The sequence below is a fragment of the Roseovarius sp. genome (assembly GCF_048262375.1).
Taxonomy (GTDB): domain Bacteria; phylum Pseudomonadota; class Alphaproteobacteria; order Rhodobacterales; family Rhodobacteraceae; genus Roseovarius.
Map to the genome: position 1 here is coordinate 140,826 of NZ_JBLXFE010000005.1, position 16,578 is coordinate 157,403.

The following is a 16,578-nucleotide window of genomic DNA, read 5'->3' on the forward strand; positions in this document are numbered from 1 at the left end:
CTAAAAACCTCCCTTTCGGCGCCACTTCCCAAAATCGTGACCACCAACGGCTCCGAATACGGGAAACCCCTAATGGAATTAAAACCCACTTTGCGCGAACGTGTAAGAGGGCCATCACAATTGGGGATAGAACAATGATCATCGTTATAGATGCTCTGAACAGAGATCGCCTTTGCGAACTCGAAAACGAAATGTATCGCCTTAGGGCGCGTGTATTCCAGAACAGGTTAGGATGGGATGTATCCGTCCGCGACGGGCTCGAAAAAGACGAGTTCGACGCACTTGATCCAGCCCATGTCGTGTCGCTGGACGACGCCGGAAACGTCGTCGGATGTATGCGGCTTTTGCAGACCACAGGCCCGCACATGCTGGCTGATGTTTTTGCGAACATCCTTGATGGAGAACCACCACTCCGAAGCCCTCAGCTTTGGGAGGCAACCCGTTTCTGCGTGGATACCGAGCGTTTAGCCTGTGGCGGACGGACCCGTAGCTCTATTTCCCATGTCACATCAGAGGTGATGATCGGGGCATTCGAGTACGGGCGTCAGGCCGGTGTTCTGGATGCCATTGCGGTGATCGATCCGGTGATGAACCGGGTTATGATCCGCTCTGGAAACGCCCCTTATGATTATATCGGCAAGACCGTAGATATGGGAAAGGTTCACGCCCTTGCCGCGCTGCTTGACTGTTCCGACGAGCGGATCGAGCGAATTCGAGCGTTCTCTGGCATCCGTGGCGATGTATTCCTTACCGAAGATCAAGCGCTGTCGCTCTTCGCGAAACGGCCAAGTCAAATACCGGCGAAGACCGCTCTGGAAATTTACTGCGACGAACAGATCGCCGCCGCCAGCACCACGAAAGAACGCGTCGATGCGCTTCGTCTCAAGGCTGCACTAGCCGCCAAGGTTCGTTCACATTCGAATATCAGCGCTTGACCCCCCAATCATGCGCTCATCAGTCGGGCTTTGCCCGCGCCGAATGTCAGAACGGAAAGGGCCGCCCCACTTCTCCCCGGGGCGGCCCTTGATAGTTTCAAGAAACAGCTTTGACGATCACTCGTCGTTCATCGCCTCGATAGCTTTTTCCAGCTCTTCTTTGGACAGTTCCTTATCGGTCACTTCGGCCAGTTCGACAACGTAGTCGATGACCTTATCTTCAAAGATCGGTGCACGAAGCTGCTGACGCATCTGCGGATTCTTCTGCACAAATTCAAAGAATTCCCGCTCGTGGCCAGGATACTGACGCGCTTGGTTCATCACGGCTTGGGTCATTTCGGCATCGGATACCTGAACTTCGGCCTTTTGCCCCAAATCCGCCAACAACAACCCTAGACGCACGCGGCGTTCTGCCAGCTTGGTGTGCTCATCGCTCACGTCGATCTCGGGGTGATCGTGGCCGTGAACATCGGGGTTTTCCTCGTGCCAGAGCTGATGCGCGATCTGCTTGGCCTCGGTTTCGACCATGCTCGGAGGAAGTTCAAAAGTGACCTTCTCATCCAGCTGATCCAGCACATGACGCTTGAGGATCGCACGGGCCGCGCCCGCGTATTCCATTTCCAACCGCTCACCGATTTGCGTCTTGAGTCCGGCCAGATCCTCGGCACCGTATTTCTGCGCCAATTCATCGTTGATTTCAGCCGCAACAGGCTCTCGAACGGACTTGATTGTGCAATCAAACACCGCTTCTTTGCCCGCCAGATGTGCGGCCTGATACGCTTCGGGGAACGTGACCGTAACAGCCTTTTCTTCCTCGGCCTTGACGCCGACCAGCTGCTCTTCGAAGCCGGGGATAAAGCTGCCCGAGCCCAGAACCAGCGGATAATCCTCGGCGCTGCCACCTTCGAACGCCTCGCCATCGACTTTACCGACAAAGTCGATCACAACCTGATCGCCATCCTTGGCTTTGGTGCCCTTCTTGCGATCTTTGAAATCCTGCGCGTTCTCAGCAAGATTCTTGAGCGCCTCGTCGATCGCCGCGTCATCCGCCTTGGCAACCAACCGCTCGAACTTGAGAGACTTGAGATCGACCTCGGGGATCTCGGGCAGAGCTTCATAGCTCAGCTCGATCTCGACATCGTCGCCCTCTTTCCATTCCTGATTGGCCATCTTGACGTCAGGCTCGAACGCGGGGCGCTCGCCTTTGGCCTCAAAATGCGCCTTCATAGCGTCATCGACGCTCTCTTGCATGGCCTCGCCCAGCATGCGCTGACCGAACTGCTTCTTTAGCAGCGGCAGCGGCACCTTGCCTTTACGGAACCCTTTCAGCTCGATGTCAGGCTGTGCTTCCTTGAGCTTGGAATTTACCTTGTCGTCCAGAATCTTGGCCGACAAGATCATCTTGTAGCCGCGCTTAAGCCCTTCGTTGAGGGTCTCGGTGACCTGCATGTTCGTCCTCTCATATGCATCGGGCCGCGGAGGCGTCCGCGGCGGTCAAAATCACGCGTGTTCTATTGAGGCCCCCACAAACCTGCAAGTGAAATCCGGCATCCCCCGGCCTGCCGAGTGTGTTTTGGGCAAAAGACCTTGCGGCGCGTTTATCTGGCGACAATCACCACCTCACATGGCGGTTTGTGGCCGTGTCATAGCCACGGAGCCGGGTTAAATACCCCAGAAATCAGAGGTTATGGGCAGATAAACGCGGACGCTTCCCTGATGCCTGCCTCTTGTTCGGGTCAAACCGTGACCTCAGTGTCCCGGCACTCCCCTTAGTCCAGTTGCGGCACAGGCCGACGGGGATGTGCGGCCCCGGTTCAAGTGGGTCCATCGCGTTGCATACGACTTATCGCCGCCACAAACCTAGGACCAATTAGCCAGAGTAAGAGATCAGCAAAATCGGGCGGTCGCATGCGTTCCGGCGTGTCGCGGTCAATCTGCGTCTTGCAGCATCGAGTTTGCGCCGCGCGGCCTCCAACTGAAGCAAAGCCTGTTCGCGCCGCTCATACAATCGCCTTATGGGTGAACCCGGGTCTCCGATCACCCAACGAGCCGGTCGACTGTTCAATGGAAACCATCGCTTTACATCGTCCAGTGCAATGTTCCACGCCCGGTCCGCGTCTACGTACCGCCTGTAGGTCAACATCAGAACGCGGCGTCTTGTCAAAAGATCAGCATGCATGTCTCACTCCTTTCCAATCTGGGTTTGGGGCTTCGGACCGGTTTGATCCCTAGCGCTCCTCCTCCGTGGTATCTGCGGATCCGTGAATGTCGCGAAATCTGCAAACGACGGAACGCCGCACGTCCTCAGGCTGTTCGTCTAGGGCTTTGGCCAGAGCACGAAACTCGCGACGGGTCTGGTGCAGGTGGTCAATTAGGTTGAGAACGACCGGCAACACATCGTTTGAAAGCGATAACTCTTTTCTAAGATCGCACAACAGCCGGATACGCGCGATGTCCAATTCGTCGAAAACCGGCCCCTGCGTGCTGTAGGCCGGGCGGAGCCAACCTTGCCGCACCCAAAACCTTAGTTCTCTGAGGTTCAGGCGTTCAATGCGGGCAACAACCGTATGTTCATCAAAGCTCATGTGTTCCTCCGCAGCTCTTTTCGCGGATCAAAACCGGAGTGTTCCCGCCAACTCCGGGCAAGGTCCTCCATCTGACCATCAATCTTCTCCGGCAGGACGATCCTGATGTGTACATATTGATCCCCAGCCGGACCTGTGCCTGCTTTGATCCCTTTACCCTTGAGCCGAAGACGGTGGCCTGAGGACACGCCCTTGGGAATGGTCATGGACACAGGCCCTGATATTGTAGGCACTTCCACTTTTCCACCAAGCACCGCCTCGTCAAAGGTAATCGGCAAAACAACCTCTATACTATCGCCGTCCCGCACGAACACCGGATGGGGACGGACCGCGATTGTGATCAGTGCGTCCCCCGCAGGCCCCTCTCCAAATCCTGCGCCACCCTTGCCGCGCAGGCGGAGGGTTTGACCATCTTTCAACCCAGCGGGAATTGTGATCTCGATACTCTTTCCGTCCGGCATCGTCACACTGCGTCCAGCACCGCGCGCCGCATCTAAGAAGTCGACTTCGAGATGGTAACGGGCATCGGGACCGCGCGCATGAAATTCTTGCCGATATGCTCCGCCACCGCGGTGCTGACGCCGACCAAACAACTCGGAAAACAAATCCGAAGCGTCGTGAAACTCACGCCTGTTCGCCGCTGGGTCATAACGTCGTCCGGCATCCTGATCGGCGTATTGGTGGTAATACTGCCGTTCCTGCCGCTCCTGCCCGCTCGCGTCGATCTCTCCCGCATCAAAGCGTTTCCGCTTTTCGGGATCTTTCAACAGATCATGAGCCGCCGAGACAGCTTGAAATTCCGCGCTCTTCCCGGCGTCGCCGGGGTGAAGATCCGGATGCAGCTTCTTGGCAAGCTTGCGGTAAGCCTTCTTGATCTCTTCTTGCGTCGCTGTCGTCTCAACGCCCAACACCTTATATGGGTCTTCACCCATAAATCAGCCCCCCTCATGACACGTCTGTGGTCTCATGGCCTGATGATAAGGACCACCAGACACAGGTACCGCGTGTGATTCATGGTCAACCTGCCATTAGGATAGCACGCCATGGTCAAGATCGTCTTGCTTTGTATCAATCTCGTCCGGGACTCGTTGATGCTTTGACAGACCTATGGGCGGCGCAGCTTGCCTTGGCCGTGCGGCTGCGCATGTCTGCGCTGATCTGAACATACCCATCACGCGACGCGGAACCTGCGTTGAGAGGATAAAAGAAAAGCCTGACTTCGCAGGTGCCAAAAGACTACGAAAGCGCGACCTACAAGCCACTGACACACACGGCGGCACAGGCGCTTGGCCTTCTATTCACACGCTGTGTTTCAAAAGGTCAGAGTGGTGCGGGTGAAGGGACTCGAACCCCCACGCCAAAGGCGCCAGAACCTAAATCTGGTGCGTCTACCAATTTCGCCACACCCGCATCAACCGCGTACCTTTAGGGCCGCTGGCGCGTTCTCTAGCAAAGCCCAAAAGCAGATGCGAGCGGAAAATTGAGGCAAGCTTTGCAGGATCATGGCGAAAAAGGGCACGACATTAACCCATTCTTGCCATATTCTAGGTGTTGAGTTGAGGCAGAAAACAAGCGAGACACGCCATGAAACCGAAAACGGTCGGGCGGACGGACGGCGGATTGGCCGTGTTTCCACCTATGGATGTAGGCGGCCTTTGGGCCGATAGCATAATACTCACCCTCGACGGAGAACGTCGCGTGTCCGATCTTCAGGTCGGTCAGAAGGTGATAACACGTGATACAGGTGTGGCGATTCTCAAAGGCGTCACCCGACACATGCGGCGCACTGAAGCCGTGCGTATCATGGCTGGTTCCTTGGGTCATACGCGGCCCGAACGCGATGTAACCCTGCCTGCAGGGCAGCGGCTTTTGGTGCGCGACTGGCGCGCAAAGGCGCTCTTTGGCAGCACTCAGGCACTTGTGCCAGCCGCACGGTTGATTGACGGCGAATTCATCACGTCCGAGCCTGTTCAGGATATGATGCTCTTCGTGCTCGAATTTGCCGTGCCGCATATTCTCTATGTTGATGGGCTAGAACTGGCCAGCAGCGCGGACATGCACCTGAACGCCTGCGCCGCCTAGCAAGGCAGCGCGCGCAACACGTCAGGCAAAATCTCAGGCAGGTCTTCGGCAATCAGGCCGGGACCAAAACGGCGGGCGCATTCGACATGCAGCCACGCAGCGGTTTCGGCCGCCTGCATCGGCTGAAATCCCCGCGCCAAAAGCCCGGTGATAAAGCCCGCCAGAACGTCACCGGATCCCGCCGTCGCCAGCCATGGCGCGGCACGCTCATATTGAGCCGAGTTGATGCTACAACGACCGCTTGCATCCGCAATCACCGTATCCGGCCCTTTGAAAAGCACCACACATCCCGCCCGCTTGGCCGCCTCGCGCACCGCATCCACCTTGGAATAGGCGGGGCCCTGGGTGGGCACAACATTCAGCTTTTCGGCAATATCAGGAAACAACCGCGCAAACTCTCCCGCATGCGGGGTCAGCACACAGCGCTCGTGCAACATCCCAAACAGCGCGTCATCCTGCGCCAAAAGCGTCAATGCATCAGCATCCAGCACAACCGAGCGGCCGTCGTAGGGTGGGCGAAACCCACGCCTATCCAACGCCGCCGCGATCAGTGCCTTGCCCCGATCATCCATCCCCATCCCCGGCCCCAGACAGAGCGCATTGATCCGCTTGTCTTCAAGCATCTCGGCAAGGGCGGCGCCGTCCTCAATCCTTTTCAACATCAGCGCCGTGATATGCCCCGCCACCTCCATCTGCGCGGCGGGCGGCACACCCAGCGTCACCACCCCTGCCCCGATCCGGAGAGCGCCGCGCGCGGCAAGACGGGCCGCACCGGTCTTGCCAGCACCGCCAGAAAGGACAAGGGCGTGACCGTGGCTGTATTTGTGGCCCGCGTGCTTTGACACGGCACAGGCTGACCGGGACGTCACCACAGTCACGACTTCGGGCCGGGTCCCATACGCGAGGCCGATATCCTTGACGACGACTTTGCCACAGACAAATGGACCGTCCTGCATCACATGCCCCAGCTTTTGATCATGAAAGCTGACCGTGAGATCGCTAAGCGCGCTTGCGGCTTCATGCTGTTCCGGGTCTCCGACAAAATCCTCGGCCACAAGCACCCGGCCGCTGTCACTGCAAAGCCCACTTGGCAGATCGACCGACACGATCACCGGCATCCTGTCCGATCTCTGCTCCGCAGACCTCCCCGCCCCCCGGCTGTTGTGAAGATCAAGCAGCACGGCTCCAAGCCCCTGTAACGGACGGGTAAGCCCCGTGCCGAATAAGGCGTCGACAATCAAGTCCGCGCCGCGCGTCGAGGGTTCGAGAGTGGGATCAAGCGTCTGTACCTCCCCCATCTCCTTCCACCGCTGATAATTCACCTTCGCATCAGGCGGCAGCCTCTCTGCATAACCATAAAAAAACACCTCGACCTCCCAGCCCCATTCCCTCAAGAGCCGGGCGACCACGAACCCGTCACCGCCGTTATTGCCGGGCCCGCACAGAACAACTGCCCGATGCGGGGCCTTGGCCAAATCGGGCCATTCCTCGAACACTGCCTCGACCAGCGCGCGCCCGGCGCGCTCCATCAGGTCCAGCCCCGTGACCGCACCCGACTCAATCGCAGACTGCTCAAGGCTGCGCATCTGGGCGGCAGTCAGCAATTCGGTCATGTCTTCAATCTCCACGATTCAATTTTGCCCATTCGGTGTGCAAAATGCCTATTTTTTCAGCACTACCGATTTTCACCGCCTTTTACCCAGCATTCCAGACCCTAACCGATTGAGCCCCCGGCTGAGAAGTGGTCTGCACGTTCCGAAACGTAACTGCGAGAGGCCCGAGCCGATGAAAAAGATTGAAGCGATCATCAAGCCCTTCAAACTCGACGAGGTGAAGGAGGCGCTTCAGGAAGCGGGCATTCAGGGCCTTTCGGTCATCGAGGTCAAGGGGTTTGGTCGCCAGAAAGGCCATACTGAACTTTACCGTGGTGCCGAATATGTGGTCGATTTCCTGCCCAAGGTGAAAATCGACGTCGTGCTTGATGATGATCAGGTGGACGCGGCCATCGCAGCGATCATCGACGCGGCCAAGACCGACAAGATTGGCGACGGAAAAATTTTCGTCAGCCCTGTCGAACAAGCCATTCGCATCCGTACCGGGGAATCCGGCTCGGACGCGCTCTGATATCTACTCCAACAAGAAAAGGACAAGAGAATGAGCAAAGACGCAGTTCTCAAGCTGATCAAGGACGAGGACATCGACTATGTCGATATCCGTTTCACCGACCCGCGCGGCAAGCTGCAGCATGTGACCGTGGTCGCGGACTTGGTCGATGAGGATTTCCTCGAAGAAGGCTTTATGTTCGACGGCTCGTCGATCGCAGGCTGGAAATCGATCGAATCTTCCGACATGAAGCTGATGCCCGACACCGAAAGCGTCTATATTGATCCGTTCTATGCGGAAAAGACGCTCTGCATTCATTGCTCTGTGGTTGAACCCGACACAGGTGAATCCTATGCGCGCGACCCGCGCGGCACAGCGGAAAAGGCAGAAGCATACCTGAAGTCTTCCGGCATTGGCGATGTCGCCTATTTCGGACCCGAGGCTGAATTCTTCATCTTTGATGATGTGCGCTTCTCGAACACGATCAACAAGGTCTCTTATCAGGTTGATGCGGTTGACGCCTCTTGGAATAGCGACACCGAATATGAGATGGGCAACACCGGCCACCGTCCGGGCCTCAAGGGCGGCTATTTCCCTGTAAATCCGATTGACGATGCTCAGGATCTGCGCGCCGAGATGCTCTCGACCATGAAGCGCATCGGCATGAAGGTGGATAAGCACCACCACGAGGTTGCAAGCTGCCAGCACGAGCTCGGTCTGATTTTCGGCACACTGACCAAGCAGGCCGACGAAATCCAGAAGTACAAATACATCATCCACAACGTGGCACATGCCTATGGCAAGTCGGCCACCTTCATGCCCAAGCCGATCTATGGCGACAACGGCTCTGGTATGCATGTGAACATGTCGATCTGGAAGGACGGCAAGCCGCTCTTTGCAGGCGACAAATATGCTGATCTCAGCCAGGAAGCCCTGTATTTCATCGGCGGCATCCTCAAGCACTCCAAGACGCTGAACGCTTTCACCAACCCGGCGACCAACAGCTACAAGCGTCTGATCCCCGGCTTTGAAGCCCCTGTTCTGCGCGCCTACTCGGCCCGCAACCGCTCTGGTTGTGTGCGTATTCCGTGGACAGAATCGCCCAAAGCCAAGCGCGTCGAGGCCCGCTTTCCCGATCCGGCCGCAAACCCCTACCTGGCGTTCGCAGCACTGCTGATGGCCGGTCTTGACGGGATCAAGTCCAAGATCGACCCCGGCGAGGCAATGGATAAGAACCTCTATGACCTGCCTGCTGAAGAGCTGAAGGATATCCCGACGGTCTGCGGTAGCCTGCGTGAAGCGCTGGATTGCCTGGCGGCGGATCACGACTTCCTTTTGGCCGGCGACGTGTTCACCAAAGATCAGATTGAGAGCTATATCGCGCTCAAAATGGACGAGGTACATAAATACGAGCATACGCCGCATCCGGTTGAATTCGGAATGTACTACAGCTGCTGATCATTCAGACTGCTGGACGATACTCGGGGCACCCCAAACGGGGTGCCCTTTTTCATGTCCCATTCGCCGTTGGGTGGGGCCAATGGCAAAATTTCTTAAGACTGCCTAAATTAATCCTCATTTGAAACAAACCTGCTCCACCTTCGGTTGTCAGAAATAGAACACTCACAACGCTGAAAATGGAAAAAACCCATGGCTAGTTCCACACACAGAATTACCGCAGGGCTAGTATTTCTCGGTACGAGAACCTTTGATATCGTCCGAATCGGCAACCGGATTAGCATGACGCTGGACTGGCTGGACGAGCAAACTACCGGTTTGCGCGTGATTTCTGATTCCGAGGCAAATCTGCACTCTGATCATTTTGTTCTCAAGATTGAGATCAAGCAGGATCATAAACTCGCGGCGCTGGATCAGGCGGCTGAACATTTTCTGGCACTCACCCTCTCACAAACTGACCCCGAGGCGCTGCCAGACGCGGAATTGGCACTATCGGTGGTGGCACATGTGCTGCGGTCGCTACATGCCTCGCTGGCCCCGGACTATGTGCAGTGGGTCCATCCCCTCGCGCTGCTCAGCCATGCAGAGTTTCTGGAAGCCGTGACCTTGCAAGATGAGGAGACAACCCATCACGCGCCGCAGGCCGAGATCATACCGATCACTCAGGCACAAGCCGGACGTGACCGTCTGCCCGACATCGAAAGCACCAATCAAACCCTGCAGGCGCGGTTCGTGTCCAGACAGGAGAACGATCAGGATGCCGGGGTCGCAGGCGCCTTGCGGGCCGTGTTCCGCGAACCATCCGAGCAGAGCGATACAGCCGCTCCGCAGGTCGATGACGTAAGAGAGAGTTCTGAAATTTTGCGCCTCGCCGTTTGGATGATGACGATCACATTGGCCCTCTTTGCCCTGCCAATCGCGGCATCCCTCACCGTGATTAACCTCCTGCGCGGTGAGAACCTGCGTTTGGCCTCTCAAACTGCGGCAATGACCGGCTTGTTCCTGACGTTGCAGGTGCACGGCGCAACGGCACAGGCGCTTCAAACGGTACAGGCTCTGCTGGGATGATCCCGTCCGACAAGATCCCCTCGTTCAGCGCTCTTGTGGCGCACGAGGAGAGCGTTACACTCCACCCGAAAGTTGTTTCTCGGGAGGTTTGTAATGTTCAAAACTGATACCCTTGGTCTTCGGCCTTTGGCCGTTGCTGCTTGTTGGGGTTTTGTCGCCACCAGCACCGCCGCCGCCCCTTGTGGCAACACCGCTGAGGGGTTCTCGGCATGGAAAGCCGCCTTCGCCAAAGAAGCTGCGACCGAAGGTGTGAGCCAACGTGGGCTTGAGGCCCTCGCCGGAGCAAAATATGCCAGCAGCACCATCGCAGCCGATCGCAACCAAAAAAGCTTCAAATACAGTTTTGAGAAATTCATGCAGGTGCGCGGCGCCTCTACCATCGTGGCCCAAGGTCGAAAGCGGCGCATAAGAGATGCCGCCTTCTACGACGCGTTGGAGCAACAATATGGGGTGCCGGCTGGCGTCTTGATTGCAATTCACGGGATGGAAACCGGATTTGGTGGGTTTATGGGAGACAGCGCTGTGGTTTCGGCCATTGTGACACTCACCTATGATTGCCGCCGCTCGGATTTTTTCCGCCCACATGCCCTTGGCGCACTCAAGCTGGTGGATCAAGGCACCATCACAGCCCAGACCAAGGGGGCAAAACATGGCGAACTCGGCCATACCCAATTTCTGCCGGGTAACGCCCTGCGCTACGGGGTCGATGCCAACGGTGACGGGCATGTGGATTTCTACAACCTCACCGACGCCTTGGCCTCAACTGCCAATTTCCTGCGCCAAAAAGGCTGGCAACCCGGACAAGGCTATCAGGAAGGCGAACCGAATTTCACCGCAATCCAGCAATGGAACGCAGCAGGCGTCTATCAAAAAGCAATTGCCTTGATGGGCCTTCAGATCGACGGGGGCTGACGGCACGCCGTCCTCTCTCAGAGTTGTCAGTATTCGTACCAAGTATGTCCAGTTTCATCCGAACCCTCACAAGAATGGGCTTGAAATGAGCAGACAGAATTTCGGTCAGATCGCCGCATTGGAATTCTTCGATCCGCCGACGATGACCTTTCCCGACATTGTCGAGGAATTCGACATCGCGTCGCAACGCCTTGCACCACAGCTTCGCCGCCTGACGTGGGATGGCGAGGATATCGCTCTCATTGACCGGGATGCCGTGCGCATCGCGCTTGGCTGGCTGCCTGCCGATACCGAGGACCAGCCAAGCTATCTGGTTCTGGCCGTCGGTCCGCGCAACGCCAAGCGCGAAATCCAGTTGGAACCCGGCACATATGAGGTGCTGACCCGGCATCTGGTCGAGAGGGTGCGCAGCTATCTACCGTTTGACGCGGTTCTGCATGGCGCCGCCAACCGGCCTATCGGCAGCACCCTTTTGGACATCACATTCGAGCTTTTGTCCGGTTGCGCGGGCGACGCTGCACGAACCCGCCGCCCGGTCCACAAGGCAGACAAAGCAGACGAACCAACCGCACGACGCAGACCGGACGCGCCCGAGACCAACGCGGGGACCAGTTCACGCCGCCGCCCCCCACCCGAAGCCGAGGAGGCAGTACTCGCCGTGCCAAGCGCCTCCATCCCGATGCGGTTAACTATTGTGACATTCGGCCTTACGCTTTTTCTGCATGCGCCCCCGCTTGGGGCGGCTCTTTTGACCTATACCACCCTGCGCGAGGCACAGCCGCTCTTGACCTCATAGGCCCCGGATTATCTGGCGTGGCACATCACAGCTGCGATGCACGCGCCAATACATAGGTGTGAATTGAAAATACACACGCTCGGGTTTCCGGCAACCGCAGCACGCATTGCCGTTCAGTCCGCAGATAGGGGTAATCCGCGCGCGCACCCGGCTGCACCCGTGGTCGAGGCTGATGCAGCGCCGCATCCGCATAGCGCAAGGCGTTAAACCGCCAGAGCGGTCGCCCCGGTTGCACCCCATCAAAGAGCCGCTGAACCCGCCGCGCCAGTCCCGCATCATAGGCTTTGACCGGCACATGAATGGTCGTCAACGGACGGCCAATCTTCTCCGCCAGATGCCAGCTTGCCGGAAAGCAGAGGACCGCAGCCGTCAACACATGCTCGTCCCCCCGCCGCTCCATGATGCACAGGTCTTCTTGAACAAGATGGCCCAGTGTTCCCATGGGATCTGTGCTGTCCAGTGGGACAATCACCCCATCGGGGCGTCGGATCTCCTTTGCAGAAACATGGTAGCCATGACCGTTCTCGGCCAGCCAGTTCACGACAAACTGCAAGAGCTCGACCGCAGCAGGGCCAGCCCCTTCCGTTACCGCCAGCACCTCATCGCGCTGTGTGGACAACAGGCGCGCACGTTCCGCCATCTGCCCCGCAAAGGCCTCATCGACCAGCAACCAATCGGTTATGTTGAGCGGTGCAATCCCCGGCAGGGCATGTGCCGCCTCGGGGTCATAGGGAAGCCGTGTCTGAAGAATCTCTGTCATGGCAGAAATTTAACCAAGCGTGCCGCGCTCTGCATCCGCAAAATCATTGGCGCGGGTATAACATGTCACCATGCGGTAATCCTTGCGCGGGCCACGTACCCGCCACGCGACCGTGAACACGGGCCATGAGGCAAAATCATAGCGCCCCTCGTAATGATCCGGATCGCACCAATGTCCGGTTTCTCCGCCCATCGGCGGCACCTTATGGAAAAAACGGCCATCCTCGAACCGGACCGATAGATCCTCAGCCCAGAGATACCGGCGCTCGCCCGCGAAGCGCATCCCGCTGTCCAGCACCATTTGCCCGGTCTCGTGATACGCCAATCCGCCCGGATCGGGACGCCAACACGCGCGCCCGGCAAACCGCGCCACCATGCCATCGGCATGACGTATGTCACGCTCGACCAGCCACACACCTTCAAAATCGCTCAGGGTGACAGATTTCCTCATTCCCTAGGCCTGCGGCAGCGCGTCACGATTCGCAAGCCAGACCGCATAGTGCGCGCTCACGACTCAGGTTCCGCGAATGGCCGTGCGCCGACGGCTCCGGCATAAAGGGGCATTCGGGTGATTCATGAGATTTCTGTCGATTCCCGTGCCAATGGATTTCCAGTGATGCCATTGGAGCGAACCAATTCCCCAAACGCCGCATAAGCCCTATCTTTTCGGATTGGCTATCCGAGCGGATAATATACTGTTTTATATAATTTTACTACCCATAGCGGGTCATACGTCTGACAGGTATTCTACATAGATTGCGCAAAACACCCTCTGAAATCGCCACATGTCGCCAAACATTTTAGGCTTAAAGGAAGTCCCCATGCGTTTCCGGCTCCGGGCAGAATCATTATCCGATCATGCCTATTCGGAGGCGCATTTTGGTGCAAATCTTTTGGGTCTTCGGGATCGCATCGGTGAGCAAGGCACATTCGATGACGTCGCGGACTACCTCTCAGTGGATTACATCCGCTATCCCGGTGGCAGTCTCACCGAAGACTGCTTTAGCATCATCAATCCCGATAGTGACATCGCAACCAGCCGCACAACCGGTGAAGACCTCGAAATAATACCGATCAGCAAGGTTTTTGGCTATGCACAAACGCAAGGTATTGGCCTAACGCTGGTCTTGCCAACCCGTATCTTCATCGGTGACGAGGTTGACGCACACGGCAACCGCCTGCCAGATATCGACGAAGATACACTGCGCGGATTTCTACGCGATGTTTTCGACGGGAAATACGGGTCCCCAAGCTTGCAGGCCATCGAGCTGGGCAATGAATACTGGGGCGGCGGAGGTATGAATACGTTCGAATACGGACGCCTCGCCGCAAAGATGGCGGTCATCGTCAAGGATGAGCTGACAACCCACCCGAAAGCAGAGATGTTCGACGAAACTGATGTGCTGGTTCAGATGGGCCTGAATTATGGCTCGGCCAATCTCTCGAACAGCTTTGAGGGCACCGGGAAAGAGCAGCTTGCCGCTCTGAACGAGACCTACGGTCTAAATCTCTCACCCGATATCTACATCTATTCCTCGGGTGAGGTCGCATGGGCCAAAGTGGCCAATGCTATAATCATCAACGAATTCAACACCGCTGCAAAGCAAAATGCGATAGACGCTGTTGTTGGCCACATTTATTCCAAAGGCGCGGATAATCCCAACAGCCGCTATTTCGTGTTATCGCAAATCAACAACACTTGGGGCGTGGATCTCCCCGACCTCGATCTCTACATCTCCGAGTGGAACCTCAAGCGTAACGTATCGGAGGATAACGAAAGCGAGTTTGGCCTCAAACAGGCGCATGAAATGCTCAATGTCATCGAGGCCTTTGCCTGGGGTGGTGTTGATGCCGCCCATGTCTGGCCGCTCCAAATGGACAGCCGCACAAGCCTTGCAGATAACGATGGCGATATCCGCGTTCCCGGCGAAATGTTTCGCATAATGGAGAATACATTGCCCGGCATGCGCCCCCTGAGGCTTGCGGGCAGTCAAGCGCGCGAAACCGAAATCGAACACGAGACCGCCGATGCACATGTGTTTTACGCGCCGGACAAACTCGTGACCTTTCTTGCTTCCACAAGCGATGCACCGAGCCAAGAAACCGTGGATTTCTCAAATCTGGTGCGGGATGTGGGAGAGGTCAAAATAACCCGCCTTGGCGTGGCCAACGGCGCGTCCCCAACCTTTTCGGCGGCCACGCCGAGTTTGACAGACGAGGACTCGGATTCCCTTTATCACAACGGCATCCTCATCGCCGATCTCGAACCCTACGAGATACTGATGGTTAAAATGTTAAACCCGGTTTTCTCCGCGCAAGTCGAAACCCTGGCTGCATCCTTGGCGTTCACCCCAGATGATTGATCCTGGATTTAAACACGAAAAGCCCCCGGCAGCGCCACGGACGGCAATTCGCCTACGCCTGAGAACACATATGATTCGGATTACACAAACACAGCGATCTCACGAAATGCCAATAGGTAGTATTGAGACATCTCAGCGATTGTCTGCGCCCACAGTGTCAAATCAAAGCAACTCATTCCATCTACTGTTTTGATTTTATTTAACAATTAAAAGAACAAATCTTCGGAAACCCGCAATCGTCGCGCAAAAAGGGACAGGGAGTGCAAGGTCCAGACCAAAATCTCAATCACGGTTAACACCCTATACGAAAGCGTTAGCACCCTATACGAAAGCATCGGCTATCCGCCCGGGTAGTATTATAACCATCTGTTTTCTTTAAAAATTACCTAGCAAGCAAGGGTTCTGTTCCTCTTTGGTTTAGACCGTCCGTCAAAGATCAACGGCACAGCCTCCTTGCGGTTTTCGTCGCTGGGGATTGAGATGCCATTTACTATTTCCGCAGGTTCATTATCTGATACAGCCTTCTCTCAGGCGCATTTCGGAGGGAACTTTCTCGGAACCAATGACCGCGTTGGAGAAGAGGGCACGTTTGATGATGTGGTCCGCGCGCTCGGCGTCGAACACCTGCGGTATCCGGGTGGTAGCCTCACAGAACTCTACTTTGACATCAGCGATCCGGACCGTGACACCGTGATCGACCGCGTGACCGGCGAAGAACGGTCTTTTTTGCCAATCAGCGATGCGCTTGGCTATGCCGAAGATGAAGGGATCGCAATCACGATCGTTCTGCCCACGCGGAACTTTCTGAGCGATGAAGAAGATGCCCAAGGCAATCGTCTGCCCGAAATCGACGAACAGGCCCTGCGTGGCTTTTTGCGTGACCTGTTCGATGGACGTTATGGCGCGCCTGACATTCAGGCAATCGAGTTGGGCAACGAATACTGGGGCAGCGGTGGTATGAATACGTTCGAATACGGACGTCTTGCTTCTGACATGGCGGTAATCGTCAAGGATGAGATGAACAATCATCCGAATGCCGAAGAGCTTTCCGAGACAGATATACTGGTCCAGATGGGCACGAACTATGGCGAGTTCAGCCTCTCGCACAGCTTTTCGGGCACAGGCGAGCAACAACTTGCTTCGATGAACGAAACCTACGGCCTGAACCTCTCCGCCGATGAATACATCTACTCGTCGGGAAACGTGGCGTGGGCCAAGGTTGCCAACGCCATCATCGTCAATGAATTCGACACAGCCGCAGAACAGAATGCCATCGACGGCGTTGTCGCGCATATCTATTCCAAAGGGGCCGAAAACCCCGGCAGCCGCTATTTCGAATTGTCCCAGATCGCCGATACTTGGCTCCAAGAAATGCCGGGGCTCGACATTTACGCCACCGAATGGAATCTAAAGCGCAGCGTCTCAGAGGACGAGCAGGCAGAGTTTGGCCTCAAACAGGCGCATGAAATGCTCAATGTCATCGAGGCCTTTGCCTGGGGTGGTGTTGATGCCGCCCA

Annotated in this window: 14 protein-coding genes, 1 tRNA gene and 1 pseudogene; 9 read left to right on the plus strand and 7 right to left on the minus strand. The window is 56.6% G+C overall.

Annotated elements, in window-relative coordinates:
* Positions 1–134: 134 nt before the first annotated feature.
* Positions 135–935 carry an acyl-homoserine-lactone synthase gene (locus ACN0SW_RS07695; RefSeq protein ID WP_417727330.1) on the plus strand — a complete coding sequence of 267 codons (801 nt, stop codon included), beginning with the start codon at positions 135–137 and terminating at the stop codon, positions 933–935.
* Between the two features lie 117 nt (positions 936–1,052).
* Here ACN0SW_RS07695 and tig read toward each other — a convergent pair whose 3' ends face one another.
* From tig to ACN0SW_RS07715, 4 genes are all read right to left on the minus strand, one after another.
* On the minus strand, positions 1,053–2,384 hold the full coding sequence (tig, locus tag ACN0SW_RS07700; RefSeq protein WP_417727331.1) for a trigger factor: 1,332 nt from the start codon (positions 2,382–2,384) through the stop codon (positions 1,053–1,055).
* Positions 2,385–3,163: 779 nt separating this feature from the next.
* Positions 3,164–3,520, minus strand: a complete 357-nt coding sequence (locus ACN0SW_RS07705) for a MerR family transcriptional regulator (protein ID WP_417727332.1) — start codon at positions 3,518–3,520, stop codon at positions 3,164–3,166.
* Positions 3,517–4,431 (minus strand): DnaJ C-terminal domain-containing protein, encoded by a 915-nt coding sequence (locus tag ACN0SW_RS07710; RefSeq protein ID WP_417727333.1) that lies wholly within the window; start codon positions 4,429–4,431, stop codon positions 3,517–3,519. Before ACN0SW_RS07710 ends, ACN0SW_RS07705 begins: the two co-directional genes overlap by 4 nt.
* 415 nt (positions 4,432–4,846) lie before the next feature.
* Positions 4,847–4,930: transfer RNA gene (locus ACN0SW_RS07715), tRNA-Leu, on the minus strand.
* A gap of 174 nt (positions 4,931–5,104) precedes the next feature.
* Here ACN0SW_RS07715 and ACN0SW_RS07720 point away from each other — a divergent pair.
* Positions 5,105–5,602: a Hint domain-containing protein gene (locus ACN0SW_RS07720; RefSeq protein ID WP_417727334.1), complete on the plus strand. Its 498-nt coding sequence runs from the start codon at positions 5,105–5,107 to the stop codon at positions 5,600–5,602.
* Here ACN0SW_RS07720 and ACN0SW_RS07725 read toward each other — a convergent pair.
* Positions 5,599–7,215 carry an NAD(P)H-hydrate dehydratase gene (locus ACN0SW_RS07725; protein ID WP_417727335.1) on the minus strand — a complete coding sequence of 539 codons (1,617 nt, stop codon included), beginning with the start codon at positions 7,213–7,215 and terminating at the stop codon, positions 5,599–5,601. The two genes, ACN0SW_RS07720 and ACN0SW_RS07725, sit on opposite strands and share 4 nt — an antisense overlap.
* Before the next feature lie 172 nt (positions 7,216–7,387).
* Here ACN0SW_RS07725 and ACN0SW_RS07730 point away from each other — a divergent pair, with 172 nt between their 5' ends.
* The 5 genes from ACN0SW_RS07730 to ACN0SW_RS07750 all read left to right on the plus strand — a co-directional run bounded on the left by ACN0SW_RS07730 (position 7,388) and on the right by ACN0SW_RS07750 (position 11,939).
* Positions 7,388–7,726, plus strand: a complete 339-nt coding sequence (locus ACN0SW_RS07730) for a P-II family nitrogen regulator (RefSeq protein WP_008282302.1) — start codon at positions 7,388–7,390, stop codon at positions 7,724–7,726.
* 30 nt (positions 7,727–7,756) lie between these two features.
* On the plus strand, positions 7,757–9,163 hold the full coding sequence (gene glnA / locus ACN0SW_RS07735) for a type I glutamate--ammonia ligase (RefSeq protein WP_417727336.1): 1,407 nt from the start codon (positions 7,757–7,759) through the stop codon (positions 9,161–9,163).
* A gap of 192 nt (positions 9,164–9,355) precedes the next feature.
* On the plus strand, positions 9,356–10,231 hold the full coding sequence (locus ACN0SW_RS07740; RefSeq protein ID WP_417727337.1) for a hypothetical protein: 876 nt from the start codon (positions 9,356–9,358) through the stop codon (positions 10,229–10,231).
* A 93-nt stretch (positions 10,232–10,324) separates the two neighbouring features.
* A complete protein-coding gene (locus ACN0SW_RS07745) occupies positions 10,325–11,143 on the plus strand; it encodes a lytic murein transglycosylase (RefSeq protein ID WP_417727338.1) in 819 nt (272 codons plus the stop codon).
* An 85-nt stretch (positions 11,144–11,228) separates the two neighbouring features.
* On the plus strand, positions 11,229–11,939 hold the full coding sequence (locus ACN0SW_RS07750) for a hypothetical protein (protein ID WP_417727339.1): 711 nt from the start codon (positions 11,229–11,231) through the stop codon (positions 11,937–11,939).
* A 25-nt stretch (positions 11,940–11,964) separates the two neighbouring features.
* Here the strand turns inward: ACN0SW_RS07750 and ACN0SW_RS07755 are convergent, their stop codons facing one another.
* Positions 11,965–12,699, minus strand: coding sequence for a heme-dependent oxidative N-demethylase family protein (locus tag ACN0SW_RS07755; protein ID WP_417727340.1), 735 nt, complete (start codon positions 12,697–12,699; stop codon positions 11,965–11,967).
* Between the two features lie 9 nt (positions 12,700–12,708).
* Positions 12,709–13,149: a DUF6314 family protein gene (locus tag ACN0SW_RS07760; RefSeq protein WP_417727341.1), complete on the minus strand. Its 441-nt coding sequence runs from the start codon at positions 13,147–13,149 to the stop codon at positions 12,709–12,711.
* Positions 13,150–13,519: 370 nt separating this feature from the next.
* Between ACN0SW_RS07760 and ACN0SW_RS07765 the strand changes: the two genes are divergently transcribed.
* Complete coding sequence (locus ACN0SW_RS07765; protein ID WP_417727342.1) at positions 13,520–15,061, plus strand: type I secretion protein; 1,542 nt, start codon at positions 13,520–13,522, stop codon at positions 15,059–15,061.
* A 480-nt stretch (positions 15,062–15,541) separates the two neighbouring features.
* Positions 15,542–16,578 (plus strand): annotated as a pseudogene (locus tag ACN0SW_RS07770) (type I secretion protein); the annotation flags it as partial.